At 63.3% G+C, this 13136-nt stretch carries 9 protein-coding genes; 4 read left to right on the top strand and 5 right to left on the bottom strand.

Features of this window, described 5'->3' with window-relative positions; translation table 11 throughout:
• Positions 1-69: 69 nt before the first annotated feature.
• Genes ACEXP3_RS01615 through ACEXP3_RS01605 form a run of 3 tightly spaced genes read left to right on the top strand, consistent with a single transcriptional unit; the run spans position 70 to position 5266 of the window.
• On the top strand, positions 70-822 hold the full coding sequence (locus tag ACEXP3_RS01615) for a response regulator transcription factor (RefSeq protein WP_281067718.1): 753 nt from the start codon (positions 70-72) through the stop codon (positions 820-822).
• A 7-nt stretch (positions 823-829) separates the two neighbouring features.
• On the top strand, positions 830-2239 hold the full coding sequence (locus ACEXP3_RS01610; protein ID WP_377295677.1) for a sensor histidine kinase: 1410 nt from the start codon (positions 830-832) through the stop codon (positions 2237-2239).
• 30 nt (positions 2240-2269) lie between these two features.
• Positions 2270-5266, top strand: coding sequence for a bifunctional [glutamine synthetase] adenylyltransferase/[glutamine synthetase]-adenylyl-L-tyrosine phosphorylase (locus ACEXP3_RS01605; RefSeq protein ID WP_377296061.1), 2997 nt, complete (start codon positions 2270-2272; stop codon positions 5264-5266).
• Here ACEXP3_RS01605 and ACEXP3_RS01600 read toward each other — a convergent pair.
• Together ACEXP3_RS01600 and pepN are read right to left on the bottom strand one after the other, a co-directional pair.
• A complete protein-coding gene (locus ACEXP3_RS01600; protein ID WP_377295676.1) occupies positions 5190-7562 on the bottom strand; it encodes a PAS domain-containing sensor histidine kinase in 2373 nt (790 codons plus the stop codon). The two genes, ACEXP3_RS01605 and ACEXP3_RS01600, sit on opposite strands and share 77 nt — an antisense overlap.
• 227 nt (positions 7563-7789) lie before the next feature.
• Complete coding sequence (gene pepN, locus ACEXP3_RS01595; RefSeq protein WP_377295675.1) at positions 7790-10438, bottom strand: aminopeptidase N; 2649 nt, start codon at positions 10436-10438, stop codon at positions 7790-7792.
• Positions 10439-10708: 270 nt separating this feature from the next.
• On the opposite strand from pepN, the gene ACEXP3_RS01590 reads away from it, so the two are divergent.
• Positions 10709-11647, top strand: coding sequence for a DMT family transporter (locus ACEXP3_RS01590; RefSeq protein ID WP_377295674.1), 939 nt, complete (start codon positions 10709-10711; stop codon positions 11645-11647).
• Between the two features lie 21 nt (positions 11648-11668).
• On the opposite strand, the gene ACEXP3_RS01585 is transcribed toward ACEXP3_RS01590, so the two are convergent.
• From ACEXP3_RS01585 to ACEXP3_RS01575, 3 genes are all read right to left on the bottom strand, one after another.
• Complete coding sequence (locus ACEXP3_RS01585; RefSeq protein WP_210103062.1) at positions 11669-11812, bottom strand: hypothetical protein; 144 nt, start codon at positions 11810-11812, stop codon at positions 11669-11671.
• A gap of 95 nt (positions 11813-11907) precedes the next feature.
• Entirely contained in the window at positions 11908-12099 is a 192-nt protein-coding gene (locus ACEXP3_RS01580; protein WP_377295673.1) for a hypothetical protein, read from the bottom strand.
• Positions 12100-12250: 151 nt separating this feature from the next.
• The gene (locus tag ACEXP3_RS01575) at positions 12251-13126 is read right to left on the bottom strand and encodes a uracil-DNA glycosylase (protein WP_377295672.1); all 876 of its coding nucleotides are present in this window, start codon (positions 13124-13126) and stop codon (positions 12251-12253) included.
• Positions 13127-13136 lie beyond the last annotated feature (10 nt).

Raw genomic sequence — 13136 nt, 5'->3', positions numbered from 1 at the left:
GGCGGGGGCGTCGGGCTGGTCAGCGCGGCGCCCCCTTGTCGTCAGTCGAGGAGACATTCACAGATGCAGATGAATTCGCCCGAGACCCCGTTGAGCGGTGAAACCGCTTTTACCGAGGGCCAGCCTCGGTCTATTGTTCCGCACATGAAGATTCTGGTGATTGAAGACGATCTTGAAGCGGCCGCCTACATGACGAAGGCTTTTCGTGAGGCCGGCATTGTGGTGGACCACGCCAGCGATGGCGAAAGCGGCCTCTTCATGGGCTGCGAGAACACCTATGACGTGATGGTCATCGACCGCATGCTGCCGCGCCGCGACGGAATTTCCGTCATCAGCGAGCTGCGCAAGCGCAACATCAACACGCCGGTGCTGATCCTGTCGGCGCTCGGACAGGTGGATGACCGGGTGACCGGGCTTCGCGCCGGCGGCGATGACTACCTGCCGAAACCCTATGCCTTCAGCGAGCTTCTGGCCCGCGTCGAGGTGCTGGGACGGCGCAAGGGTGCACCCGAGCAGGACATGATCTACCGGGTCGGCGACCTGGAGCTTGACCGGCTGTCGCATGAGGTGCGCCGTGGCGGCAAGGAGGTTCTCCTGCAGCCGCGCGAGTTTCGCCTGCTGGAATATCTGATGAAGAATGCCGGCCAGGTGGTGACGCGCACCATGCTCCTGGAAAATGTCTGGGATTACCATTTCGATCCGCAAACCAATGTCATCGACGTGCATGTGTCGCGGCTGCGCTCCAAGATCGAAAAGGAGTTCGACAAGCCGCTTTTGAAGACCATTCGCGGCGCCGGCTACATGATCAAGGACGAGGCGTGATCCCGTCATGAGCCGCCTGCGCATGCTGTTCCGCTCCACCGCCGTGCGGTTGTCGGCGCTCTACATCGTCCTCTTTGCGCTCTGCGCCGTCTTTCTCGTCGTCTATGTGACGGCGATGTCCGAGCGGATTCTGGCGCAGCAGGTGCGCGAGGGCCTGAACCAGGAAATCACCGACATACGCGGGGCCTATGATCGCGGCGGCATCAATCTGCTGCTGCGCATGATGGAGCGGCGCGCGCGCCAGCCCGGCGCCAATCTCTACGTCATTGCCGGTCCGACCGGCGAAATGCTCGCCGGCAACGTGCAATCGGTGCAGCCGGGCGTTCTCGACAAGGAGGGCTGGACGGGCATGCCGTTCCGCTACGAGCCCTATACCGAGAACGGCCCGCCGCGTCCGCATCTGGCAACCGCCAACGTGTTCTTTCTCGACAATGGCCTGCGCGTGATGGTGGGCCGCGATCTTGGCGAACCGGGACGGTTTCGGGGCATCGTGCGCCGCGCTTTGATGGTGGCGCTTGCCATCATGGGTCTTGGTGCGCTGTTCATCTGGTTCGGCATCGGCCGCAATGCGCTGCGCCGCATCGACCGGATGTCGGCAGCCAGCACCAAGATCATGGCGGGTGACCTGTCGCAGCGCCTGCCAGTCGGCGTCTCCGGCGACGAGTTCGACCGTCTGTCGGAATCGCTCAACCTGATGCTGGAGCGCATCGAAAAGCTGAACGAAGGCCTTCGTCAGGTTTCCGACAACATCGCCCACGACCTGAAGACGCCGCTCACACGCCTGCGCAACAAGGCAGCCGATGCCCTCTCCGAGGACAGCGCCGACATTCGCCGCCAGGCGCTCGAGGGCATTATCGGCGAATCCGACCAGTTGATCCGCACCTTCAACGCGCTGTTGATGATTTCCCGCGTCGAGGCAGGTTCGATCGCCGCCGAAATGAGCGCCGTCGATCTGTCGGCGATCTCAGCCGACAGTGCCGAACTCTACGAGCCGGTGGCCGAGGAGGCGGGGCTTTTGCTGACGACCGAGATCGAGCCGGGGCTGATCGTGCAGGGCAATCGCGAACTGATCGGGCAGGCGATCTTCAACCTGCTCGACAATGCCATCAAATATGCCTGCGACGGCGGGCACGAGCCGGCAATCCGTGTCCTGTTGTCGCGCTCCGGCGACAGTCTGCAGCTTGCGGTCGCCGATAATGGCCCCGGCATCCCGGCCGACAAGCGGACGGAGGTCAAGAAACGCTTCGTGCGGCTGGACGAGAGCCGTTCCAAGCCCGGCACCGGCCTTGGCCTCTCGCTCGTCGAGGCCGTAATGGAACTGCATGGCGGGCGGCTGGAGCTCTCCGACACGCATGGCGAGGATGCAGGCCGCCCCGGTTTGACCGTAACGATGGTCTTTCCCGCCCAAAAGCCCTAACTAATCCCGCAAGGGATCAGGGAGGAAGAGATCGTGGCGACACAGGCGATAGGCCTCGGCGACGTGGCGGCGGATGCGTTGAAGCCGTTCAACCAGACGGAGGCGAAGGCGGCTCTTGCCGCCTTGAAGGAGATGGGAAGCCGGGAGCCTGCGATTGCCGGCATGCTGGCTGAGGCCGGGGCGCTTAAGGATTTTTTGGTCGCCGCCTTTTCGCTATCGCCTTATCTGCGCGACCTTGCAGCGATCAGCCCGGAGCTTCTGGCACGCGCGCTTAAAGCTCCGCTGGACGTCCTGATCGAAGAGGCGATCCGGCGCGCGCGTGTGAGCTGGCAGCCCGATGGACAAGACAGGATACCTGGCGAGGGCGAGGTGATGACGGCCCTGCGCCACGCCAAGCGGGAGGTGAGCTTTCTGCTGGCGCTCGGCGATCTTGCAGGCCTCATCGAATGCAGGCAAACGACCCGGTGGCTGAGCCTCTTGGCAGATGCCGCGGTAGCCGCTGCCATCGACCACCTGTTGCTTGCCCATCACCAGAGCGGCAAGCTGAGACTGCCCGATCCGGCAAATCCTGCGGAAAATTCCGGGCTGATCGTGCTCGCCATGGGCAAGCTCGGCGCCTACGAGCTCAACTATTCCTCCGATATCGACATCGTCGTATTTTTCGATCCGGATGCGGCGAGCGTCATTGATCCGCTGGAGGTGACGGAGCTTTACGGGCGCATGATGCGCCGGCTGATCCGCATCCTGCAGGAGCGCACCGGCGACGGCTATGTGTTCCGCACCGATCTGCGGCTGCGCCCGGATCCCGGTTCGACGCCGCTTGCCGTGCCGGTGGAGGCCGCCCTCATCTATTACGAAGGACGCGGGCAGAACTGGGAGCGCGCAGCCTATATCAAGGCACGCCCGATGGCGGGCGATCTTGCTGCCGGCGAGGCCTTTCTGCGCGACATGGTGCCCTTCGTGTTCCGCAAATATCTCGACTACGCCGCGATTGCCGATATTCACTCGATCAAGCGGCAGATCCACGCCCACAAGGGGCATGGCGCGATTGCCGTGAAGGGGCATGACGTGAAACTCGGACGCGGCGGCATCCGCGAAATCGAGTTCTTCGCCCAGACCCAGCAGCTGATTGCCGGCGGCCGCATGCCGGAACTTCGCGAGCGTGAGACCGAGAAGGCGTTGAAGGCCCTTGCCGATGCGCGGTGGATCCGCCCCGAGATCGCCGAGGAGCTGACGCAGGCCTACTGGTTCCTGCGCGATGTGGAGCACCGCATCCAGATGGTGCGCGATGAGCAGACGCATCGCCTGCCCGAGAGCGAAGCGGAGCTGAAGCGCATCGCCTTCATGCTGGGCTTTGCCGATACGGCCGCCTTCTCGGAAAGGCTGGAGGCGGTGCTGCGCACGGTGGAGCGCCGCTATGCCAAACTCTTCGAGCAGGAAAACAAGCTCTCGGCGGGCGATGGCAATCTGGTGTTCACCGGGCAGAACGACGATCCGGAAACGCTGCAGACATTGTCACGCCTCGGCTTCGAGCGACCGGCCGACATGTCGCGGGTGATCCGCACCTGGCATTACGGGCGATATCGGGCGACGCAATCGGTGGAGGCGCGCGAGCGGCTGACGGAGCTGATGCCCGAGCTTCTGAGCGCGTTCGGGCGCAGCAAAAGAGCCGACGATGCGCTGTTGCGCTTCGACGGCTTCCTGAAGGCGCTGCCAGCCGGCATCCAGCTGTTTTCGCTGCTGAACACCAATCCGGGTCTTCTCTCGCTGCTCGTTATGGTGATGTCGGCGGCGCCGCGGCTGGCCGATATCGTGGCGGCGCGCCCGCATGTCTTCGACGGCATGCTCGATCCGGGGCTGATGCAGGAAATCCCGACGCGGACCTATCTCTCGGACCGGCTGGCATCCTTCGTTGGCGCGGCCCGCCATTACGAGGAGGTGTTGGACCGGCTGCGCATCTTTGCCGCCGAGCAGCGCTTCCTGATCGGCATCCGGCTGCTGACGGGCGCCATTACCGGAAGACAGGCGGGGCGCGCTTTCACCGATCTCGCCGACCTTGTCATCGATGCGGCACTTTCAGCCGTTCTGCGGGAGATGAAACAGACCCATGGCCGCTATCCGGGCGGACGGGTGGCCGTTATGGGCATGGGCAAGCTCGGCAGTTTCGAGCTGACCGCCGGTTCCGACGTCGACCTCATCCTGCTCTACGACTATCCCGACGACGTGGCGGAATCGGACGGCGCAAAGCCGCTCGATGCGATGCGCTATTTTACCCGGGTGACGCAGCGGTTGATTGCGGCGCTGTCGGCGCCGACCGCCGAGGGCATCATATTCGAGGTCGACCTCAGGCTTCGCCCTTCCGGCAACAAGGGGCCGGTTGCCACCCGCATCAACGCTTTTCGCAAGTACCAGCTGGAAGAGGCCTGGACCTGGGAGCATATGGCGCTGTCGCGGGCGCGCATGGTGTGCGGCGAGGAAAGCCTGATGGCCGAGGCGTCCGGCGTCATTGCCGAGGTGCTGGCAGAGCCCGCGGATCGGGCAAAAATTGCAGCGGACGTCGCCGAGATGCGTGGGCTCATCGACAAGGAGAAGCCGCCGCGCGACCTCTGGGATCTGAAGCTCATCCCCGGGGGGCTGATCGATATCGAGTTTCTGGCGCAATATCTGCGGCTGGTGGCCGGCAGCGAACCCCCGCTCGGCGACGATGAAAGCGGGGACGAGAGCCAGACGAACGGCACCGAGGCGGCGCTCAAGCATCACGGCCCTTCGGTTCTGTCGCCCGACGACCTGGAGACCTGCCTTGCGGCATTGCACCTCTACACGGAGCTCTCGCAGATCGTGCGGCTGTGCGTGGAGGGCTCCTTCGAGCCGAAGGACGCGCCGGCAGGGCTGATCGAGCGGTTGCTGACGGCGGCCGACGCCCCGAGCCTCAAGCTTGTCGAAGCCGAGATCAAGCGGCTGTCGAAGCGGGTTCGGGCAATTCTGCTGTCTGCGCTATCGCCGCGGCGGTCTTCTCCTGGGGGATGAACAGGCCGACGACGGTGCCGCATTCGATCTTGGAGCGGATGCGCATCGAGCCGCCATGGAGCGCCACGAGCGAGCGGGAGATGGCAAGGCCGAGACCCGAGCCGCCCTTGCTCTTGGCATACTGGCTCTGCACCTGCTCGAAAGGCTGGCCGATCTTGCCGATGGCCGTGCGCGGGATGCCGATGCCGGTATCGGCAATGGTAAGCTGCAGCCCACGCTCCGACTGATGGGCGCGCAATTCGACACGGCCGCCCTCGTTGGTGAACTTCACCGCATTGGACAGAAGGTTGAGCAGGATCTGCTTCATGGCGCGCCGATCGCCGCTCATGCACAGGCCCGCATCGACGCGCTGGGTTACGGTGATCGACTTCTCCTCGGCCGGCATGGAGGTCAGCCGGATGCTCTCTTCGATCAGCGGCGCCAGATCGATCGTCTCGCAGACGATCTTCATGTGGCCGGCCTCGATCTTCGACATATCGAGGATGTCGTTGATGACGTTCAGCAGGTGCTTGCCGCTGTCGTGGATGTCGCGAGCATATTCGCTGTATTTCGGCGAGCCGACCGGGCCGAACATGCCGTTCAGCAGGATTTCCGAAAAGCCCAGGATGGCGTTGAGCGGCGTGCGCAGCTCATGGCTCATATTTGCCAGAAATTCCGATTTTGCCTTGTTGGCGGCCTCGGCGCGCTCCTTCTCGGCCTGATAATTGGCGTTTGCGACCGAAAGCTCCGCCTTCTGGCGCTCGAGCTTCTTCTGCGACGACGAGAGGTCGCCGATGGTTGCCATCAGCCGGCGCTCGGATTCGCGCAGGCGCTCCTGGTGGCGCTTGAGAAGCGAGATATCGGTGCCGACGGAAACCATGCCGCCATCTGCTGTGCGCCGCTCGTTGATCTGCAGCCAGCGTTCATCGGCCAGCTGCACTTCGGTGGTGCGCGAAAAGCCGTTGTGATCGGGGTCGGCAATGCGCCGTTCGATGACGGGGCGGGCCGCGGCCGCCGTGACGACGTTCTTTTCCGTCCCGGGCACCAGCACGCTGTCCGGCAGCCCATAGGCCTGCTGGAAGTGGGTGTTGCACATGACCAGACGGTCGTTCTTGTCCCAGAGCACGAAAGCTTCCGACGTACACTCGATGGCGTCCGCCAGGCGCTGGTCGGCCTCGGCATAGCGCTGGGCAAGGCGATGCTGTTCCGTCACGTCCATGGCGATGCCGATGACGTGGGTGCGGCCGCTGCTCGATTTCATCACCTGGGCACGGGCGCGCATCCACACATAGTGGCCGGCGGCATGGCGCATGCGAAACACCTGGTCGATTTGCTTTTCATGGCCGCGCCCGACAGAGCGCGCCAACGCAAAGAGATTTCCGTCGGAGGGGTGCATCATGCGGGCCGCTTCGCTGAAGGACAGCATGTTGTTGCCCGGCGGCAGGCCGAGCATTTCATACATGGAGCGCGACCAGAACAGGCGGCGGTTGGCGAGATCGAAATCCCAGAGGCCACAACGGCCGCGTGACAGCGCCGTTTCCACGCGCATGTTGGATTCCAGAAAGATTTCGTCGGCGTCGCGGGCGCGCTTTACCTGCATGTAATAGGCATAGAGGATGACGAGTAGCACCGAGGAGATGCCGGTAAACAGCGTGACGTTGAGCGAAACCTGCTGGCGCCAGAACTGATCGGCGGCTTCCAGCGAGTGGCCGGCGACCACGAGCCCGCCGGCCGGACCACCAATGGCCTTGATGGCGGCATAATGGGGAATGTCGTTGAACCGGGTCTCGATGACACCGTCATCGTCGCCGAAGCGGCGAAGCGCCACCATTTCCGGCAGGAGCGTGTCGAGGCGCTCGCCGATATAGGGGCGTGCCTGGAAACTGCTGCCGAAAATGCGTCCCGTTGCATCGACCAGGACGATGAAGGCGCCCGGCTGCAGCTTGGTCTGCGGCAGGAAGAGGGCGAGCCGCTCCTCGGCCGCCTTGCGATCGGCGCTGGCAAAGGGCTGTTCGTGACCGGCAAAGGCGGCGGCACTCGCCGCTGCAAGAAGCGCCGTCGACTGGCGCGCGGCCTCTTCCATGCGCGCCCGTTCCGACACGAGCCCGAGCAGGCGCGAGGCGGCAACGACGGCCAGAAAGGCAATGATCAGGATCGGGATCGAGCGTTTGAGCCAAAGCTCGGCGCTCGGCAGGCGGTCCAGCCGATGCCTGAGCGCCGACAGCATGCTTCCATCCATGGCCGGTAGAGTGAGGCCGTCCGGAAATTTGAAGCGCAGCCGTTCCTCGGCTGCGGTCTCCCGCTGCACGTTCGCCATAGCTCTGATTGATCCCTCGTCGTGATTCGCAATGCCGCTTGCGAACTATGCACAGTGAATCAAAGCCGATTCGCCTTGTCCAGAGCATGTGGTCATAAAATCTTAACCATATGGTCCGGTTTTTGCGTTTGAGTCGTTTTCGCGCAATTTCGCGTGTTTTCGCGGAATCAGAGGCTGCGGAAACGGGCGCTACAACTGAAAAGATTGCAGTCGGAGCCCGCTGAACGTCATTCCTTCAGCATGCGCTCGACAATGTCGCGCACATCGGTGGAGAGGCCGGCCGTGCCGCTGATCTCTGAAAGAGCCGCCCGCGCATGCTCGGCGCGCGCCGGTTCCAGCGACCGCCACGAGCGCATGGCCGTCAGGAGGCGTGCGGCAAGCTGCGGATTGCGCGGATCGATGGCAAGGATCTGGCGGGCAAGGAAGCGGTAGCCTTCGCCATCGGCACGGTTGAAGCCGGTGGGGTTGGAGAAGGCGAAGGCGCCGATGAGCGCACGCACCCGGTTCGGGTTGCCGGCGACATAGTTCGGATCTTCCATCAGCGCGCGCACGCGCGCCAGCGCGGCGTTGCCGGGAATGGTCGCCTGCAGCGAGAACCACTTGTCGAGCACCAGCGCATTGCCTTCGAACCGCTTGAGGAAGGCTCCGAGCGCATTGGCCGTGGCGGCCTGACCGGGGAAGCGATGCGCAAGCACCGTCAGCGCCTGCACCATGTCGGTCATGTTGTCGGCCTCTGCAAAGGCGCTCGACGCACGATCGACGCCGCCATCCAGATAGGACAGGTAGGAGAGGGCGCTGTTGCGCAGCGCCCGCTTGCCGGCGCTTGCCGCGTTGGGTGTAAACGGGCCCGAACCGCGCAAGGTGTTGAACAGCTGTTCAAAGGTTTTCGCGCCGGCCTCTGCCACCAGGGCCAAGATGGCCTGGCGACCGGCATGGATCGCGTCCGGATCCGTATTGCCGCCGAGTTCACGGGCAATGTCGGCTTCGCTCGGCAGGGCGAGAACCTGCGCGCGGAAGGCCGGCTCCAGGCTCTCGTCACCGACGGCTTCCAGTAGGGCCGACAGCAAAGCCGGATCGCAGGTGATGTCGTTGCCGGCGCGGGCATCGCGCGCGGCCTGCATCAGGTTCGGCAGGGCCAGGTCCGTAAGCGCCTGCCAGCGCGCAAACAGGTCGCTGTCGTGGCGGGCGATATGGGCAAGGTCTTCCGGCGTCTGGGCAAAATCGAGATTGATTGGCGCCGAAAAGCCGCGGTTGAGCGACAGGACCGGGCGCGTGGCGATGCCGGCAAAGGTGAAGGTCTGCGCGCGCTCCTGAAGATGCAGCACGTCGCCTGTTGCCTCGCCGCCCGACACCGAAGCCGGCTCGGCAATGGCGCCATTGTCCAGAAGCAGCGCGAAGGAGAGGGGGATGTGCATCGGCTCCTTGACCGGCTGGCCGGGCGTGGCGGGAATCGCCTGCTCCAGCAACAGGCTGAAACTCTGGGCTGCGGCATCGTAGCGTGCCGAGACGGTGACCCGCGGCGTTCCCGCCTGATGGTACCAGCGCGAGAACTGCGACAGGTCGCGACCACTCACCTCTGCAAAACACGCGACGAAATCTTCGACGGTCGCCGCCTCGCCATCGTGCCGGTCGAAATAGAGGTCCATGCCCTGCTTGAAGAGATCGCGACCGAGAATGGTGGCGATCATGCGGGTGACTTCCGAACCCTTTTCATAGACGGTCGTCGTGTAGAAATTGTTGATTTCGCGATAGGTCGTCGGGCGCACCGGATGCGCCAGCGGGCCGGCATCCTCGGGAAACTGCTCCGACTTCAGGTGGCGCACTTCGGCGATGCGCTTGACGGCGCGCGAGCGCTGGTCGGCTGAAAATTCGTGATCGCGGTAAACCGTCAGGCCTTCCTTGAGGCAGAGCTGGAACCAGTCGCGGCAGGTGATGCGGTTGCCGGTCCAGTTGTGGAAATACTCATGCGCGATGATCGCTTCGATATTGGCATAGTCCTGGTCTGTTGCCGTATCCGGGTCGGCCAGCACATATTTGTCGTTGAAGACGTTGAGGCCCTTGTTCTCCATGGCGCCCATGTTGAAGTCGGACACGGCGACGATCATGAAGATGTCGAGATCATATTCGCGCCCGAAGCGTTCCTCATCCCATCGCATCGAGCGCTTCAGCGCATCCATGGCATAGGCGGCGCGCGGCTCCTTGCCGTGCTCCACATAGATCTTCAGCGCGACCTCGCGGCCGGATTGCGTGGTGAAGGTATCTTCGACGACGCCGAGATCTCCGGCGACCAGCGCAAACAGATAGCTCGGCTTGGGGAAGGGATCGAACCAGGCGGCGAAATGGCGCCCCTCGTCATAATTGCCGCCACCGAGGAAATTGCCGTTCGACAACAGCACCGGATTGGTCGCCTTGTCGGCAATGATGGTGATCGTGTAGGGCGCCAGCACATCCGGCCGGTCGGGGAAATAGGTGATGCGGCGAAAGCCTTCCGCCTCGCACTGGGTGCAATAGACGCCGCTGGTGCGGTAAAGCCCCATCAGCTGCGTATTGGCTTCAGGGTTGATGACGGTGATGACCGTCACCTCGAAGGGAGCCGTCTCCGGCAGGTCGCGGATCACGAGGCTATCCGGCGTCACGTCGAATTGGGCGGCCGGCAGTTCGTTCTGGTCGAGCCGCAGTTCGGCAAGCGTCAGCTCATCGCCATCGAGGATGAGCGGTGCTTTGCCGTCCGCACCGGGCCGACGGTGAAAGATCAGGCGGGCTTCCAGTCGCGTGGCCGTCGGATCCAGTTCGAAGGTCAGATCGACACGTTCCAGAACGAAGTCAGTGGGGCGGTAGTCTGCCAGATGGACGATCTGACCCGTATCTGTGCGCATGTTATTTCCTGGTCTGGACTTGGCAAATGGGGCCGAATATTTCGTCGACGGTGAGGAAGCGGCCACGAATATTGCACTGAAAACTGAATGATTGCTAAAACTCGGCCCAAAGGCGACCGATGTCGAGGCCTGCAGCCGCAATTTTTCCAGATTGATCGATTCATCACAAGAGATGATGATTCAGGGCGGCAGTTTGGGTTACTGTCGAGACTTCCTGAGTCCTTATATTTCTTTGGTCGGTTCTGTCAGGTCCGGCGGCGAGTTAGCGTTATGAGTCCCGAGGCCCATGATCCCTTGCGGGGGATTGCCATGAAAATTCTGTCCGTCATCGTCTTTCTCGGCATGCAGACATGCATCAAGGCGGCCGGCGACGGCATTCCCGCCGGCCAGATCACCTTCTACCGGTCCGCCTTTGCGCTGGTGCCGATCCTGATCTATCTCGCCATGCGCGGCGACCTCAATACCGCCTTTCGCACCAGTAGCCCGTTCGGACACCTGAAGCGGGGCGTGCTCGGGATTGGCGGCATGGCCTGCGGCTTTTACGGACTCATTCATCTGCCGCTGCCCGATGCGATTGCCATCGGCTATGCCTCGCCGCTGATGGCGGTCATCTTCGCTGCGCTGATCCTGAAGGAGACGGTGCGCGTCTATCGCTGGACGGCGGTTGCCATCGGCATCTTCGGTGTGCTGATCATTTCCTGGCCGAAGCTTTCGCTGTTCAGCCATGGCGGCATGGAAAGCGGTCCGGCCATGGGGGCGGCCTCCGTGCTGCTGGCGGCGGTGCTTGGGGGGCTCGCCATGGTGCAGACGCGCCAGCTGGTGCGCACCGAGAAAACCTCGACCATCGTCGTCTATTTCTCGCTGACGGCTGCGGTGCTTTCGCTGCTGAGCCTGCCCTTCGGCTGGGCGGAGTTGTCGACCGAGGTCAAGATCTTTCTCATTGCCTCCGGCTTCTTCGGCGGCCTGGGACAGATCTTTCTCACGGAAAGCTATCGGCATGCGGATGTCTCCACCGTCGCGCCGTTCGATTATTCCTCGATCATTCTCGGCATTATCATTGCCTATGTGCTGTTTGGCGACGTGCCGACGATCTCCATGCTGATCGGGACGGCGATCACCATTTCGGCCGGCATCTTCATCATCTACCGTGAACACCAGCTGGGGCTGGAACGCAAAGCAGCGCGAAAGGCATCCGCGCCGCCTGCCTGACTTTTCACAGGGGATAATTGTTCAGAGTGGAATGCCGCTCGACTGCGTCACGGTGCGCTCGCAGGCGCTGGCCGCGCAGGTGAACTCGCGGCTGGCGCGCACGGCGGCGCCGATAGAGGCAAAGGCATCATACATGCGCAACAGGGGGCGGATCGAATGCTTCATCGACTGTGGTCTCCGGCATGTCCGGCAGCGCTGATAAGCCTAGTCCGGACCTTAAATTGCAATCCACTGCGGCGCTTCAGTCTTTTCGACCGGTTTCAGCGCTCGCGAAAATCGGCAAAGACTGCGGTCGGACGCGTCAAGCTGCCACGGCGCGACAAGGCGCGCGCGGTCAGCTGCTCATGCGTCGCAGAGCCGAAGCTGTGATACCCTTGCGTGGAGCGGGGCGAAAGACCGGCGAGACGAAGGGTCTCGAAGCCGGAATGAATGGGGCGAATGCGCGTGGTCATGGCCTTGGTTCCTGTACCGTTTTCCTCCCAAGACACAGTGCTTATATTGCACTGCGGTATGGATTCGGCAACGGGAGAGAACGGTTCGCTGCCCTGCGTTTAGCGCATGGCTCGCTTCATAAAACATTAACGCTGCGCAATTTCGCGGCAATCAGCCTGCGAGGCCCTGCTTGAAGCTGAGAAGATCCTGCCAGGCGAGCGCCTTGTTGGCCGGCGCCGTCAGAAGATCCTGCGGGTGCAGGCTGGCAAGCGCTTTCACCGAAAGGCCGCCCAGGACGAGGTCGCGCCATTCGCCGCGCAGGCTGAAAATCGTGCCGTCGCTGTCAAAGAAGAAGCGCACGGTGAAATTGCCGAGCAGCAGCAGGTGCTGCGGCCTAGCAAGCGCGATCTGTCGCTCGATGAAGGGCCGGCAGATTTCGATTTCGGCGGGAGAGGGCGGACGGTTGCCCGGCGGGCGCCACGGCACGACGTTCGATAGATAAACACTCTCGCGCGACAGCCCGATGGCGGCCAGCATGCGGTCCAGCAACTGGCCCTGGCGTCCGGCAAACGGCGTGCCGTCACGGTCATCGTCGGCAGACGGCATCGGGCCGATAACCATGATGCCGGAGGACGGATTGCCGGTGCCAAAGACGGTGGACCGTGCGCCGTTCTTCAGGTTGCAGCCGGAAAACGCTTCAAGCGCGGTCTTTAACTCCTCCAGCGAGCTTGCGCCCTCAGCCGCAAGGCGCGCCGCGGCGACCGCCTCCGCATCGGGAATGGCAACGGCGGCCGTCGGTGCCGGCGACCGCGGCGCAGGCGCCCGCGCCTCTGTCTGTCCCGGGCCACGGCGGCCGTTGTCCGAAGGCGCCGCTGCCGGCGGCGGCGTGCGATCGCGCATCTGGGCGGCGCGGGCCGCCTGTTGCTCGGCAAAGGCTGCAATGCGATCGACGGGCGCATCCTCAAGCAGCCATTCGACTCCGGAATCGGCATAGAAATGCAAAAGGGCTGCAAGTTCTGCCGGGGCAAGGTGGCTGGCTTCGATCATGCGGCCACTC

This window comes from Neorhizobium fuzhouense (assembly GCF_042611105.1).
Classification (GTDB): domain Bacteria; phylum Pseudomonadota; class Alphaproteobacteria; order Rhizobiales; family Rhizobiaceae; genus Neorhizobium; species Neorhizobium galegae_A.
This window is presented reverse-complemented; position numbering and strand designations above follow the sequence as displayed.

What these genes read in the sequence shown, in the direction of transcription:
- ACEXP3_RS01585 (WP_210103062.1), bottom strand. Translation starts at nt 11,812, where the DNA reads ATGAAGCATTCGATCCGCCCCCTGTTGCGCATGTATGATGCCTTTGCC.
- ACEXP3_RS01615 (WP_281067718.1), top strand. Translation starts at nt 70, where the DNA reads ATGAATTCGCCCGAGACCCCGTTGAGCGGTGAAACCGCTTTTACCGAG.
- ACEXP3_RS01575 (WP_377295672.1), bottom strand. Translation starts at nt 13,126, where the DNA reads ATGATCGAAGCCAGCCACCTTGCCCCGGCAGAACTTGCAGCCCTTTTG.
- ACEXP3_RS01590 (WP_377295674.1), top strand. Translation starts at nt 10,709, where the DNA reads ATGAGTCCCGAGGCCCATGATCCCTTGCGGGGGATTGCCATGAAAATT.
- pepN (WP_377295675.1), bottom strand. Translation starts at nt 10,438, where the DNA reads ATGCGCACAGATACGGGTCAGATCGTCCATCTGGCAGACTACCGCCCC.
- ACEXP3_RS01600 (WP_377295676.1), bottom strand. Translation starts at nt 7,562, where the DNA reads ATGGCGAACGTGCAGCGGGAGACCGCAGCCGAGGAACGGCTGCGCTTC.
- ACEXP3_RS01580 (WP_377295673.1), bottom strand. Translation starts at nt 12,099, where the DNA reads ATGACCACGCGCATTCGCCCCATTCATTCCGGCTTCGAGACCCTTCGT.
- ACEXP3_RS01610 (WP_377295677.1), top strand. Translation starts at nt 830, where the DNA reads ATGAGCCGCCTGCGCATGCTGTTCCGCTCCACCGCCGTGCGGTTGTCG.